Source organism: Limimaricola cinnabarinus LL-001 (assembly GCF_000466965.1).
GTDB classification, from domain to species: Bacteria; Pseudomonadota; Alphaproteobacteria; order Rhodobacterales; family Rhodobacteraceae; genus Limimaricola; species Limimaricola cinnabarinus.
This window is the reverse complement of the sequence record NZ_BATB01000166.1, coordinates 1-981: the sequence shown is the minus strand read 5'-3', so window position 1 is coordinate 981 and position 981 is coordinate 1. Positions and strand designations below refer to the sequence as shown.

1 protein-coding gene and 1 pseudogene are annotated in these 981 nt (G+C 68.8%); both read left to right on the top strand.

Annotation, left to right across the window (positions count from 1 at the left end):
- Positions 1 to 285, top strand: a 285-nt coding sequence (locus tag MBELCI_RS18905; protein ID WP_045320568.1) for an electron transfer flavoprotein subunit alpha/FixB family protein, incomplete at its 5' end; no start/stop codon positions are given.
- A gap of 3 nt (positions 286 to 288) precedes the next feature.
- Positions 289 to 981, top strand: a pseudogene (locus MBELCI_RS18900) (tetrahydrofolate dehydrogenase/cyclohydrolase catalytic domain-containing protein); the annotation flags it as partial.

The window sequence follows — 981 nt, the reverse complement described above, 5'->3', positions numbered from 1 at the left end:
CTCGCCGACAAGCTCGGCGCGGCGGTGGGCGCGTCGCGCGCCGCTGTCGACTCGGGTTTTGCCCCGAACGACTGGCAGGTCGGGCAGACCGGCAAGGTCGTGGCGCCCGCGCTCTACGTCGCGGTCGGCATCTCGGGCGCGATCCAGCATCTCGCGGGGATGAAGGACAGCAAGGTCATCGTCGCCATCAACAAGGACGAGGAGGCGCCGATCTTCCAGGTCGCCGATTACGGCCTCGTCGGCGATCTGTTCGAGGTGGTCCCTGCGTTGAGCGGACGGTTCTGAGCCATGGGAGCCGAACTGATCGACGGTCGGGCCTTTGCCGCGCGGCTGCGCGCCAGCGTGCGCGACCGGGTGGCCGAGGCGGCGCCACGGGCCGGGCAGGCCCCCGGCCTCGCGGTGGTACTGGTGGGCCATGACCCGGCGTCCGAGGTCTATGTCCGCTCCAAGGGCAAGCAGGCGCTCGAAGCGGGCATGAAATCCTTCGAATACCGCCTGCCCGAGACCACGCGGGCGGCCGAGCTGCTCGACCTGATCGCGCGGCTCAACGACGACGCGCAGGTGCACGGCATCCTCGTGCAGCTGCCCCTGCCCGCCCATCTCGATCCCCGCGCGGTGATCAACGCGATCGCCCCGCACAAGGATGTAGACGGCTTTCATATCTCGAATGTCGGCATGGTCGGCACAGGACAGGAGGCGATCGTGCCCTGCACGCCGCTGGGCTGCATGATGATGCTGCGCGAACGCCACAGCGATCTGCGCGGCAGGACCGCCCTCGTCATCGGCCATTCCAACGTCGTGGGCAAGCCGATGGCGCGGCTGTTGCTCAATGCCGATTGCACGGTGATGATCGCGCATAAATCCTCCACCAACATCCCCGAGCTGGCGCGGCTGGCCGACATCCTCGTGGTCGCCGCCGGCGTGCCGGGGCTGGTGCGCGCCGACTGGATCAAGCCGGGCGCACGGTGATCGACGTCGGCA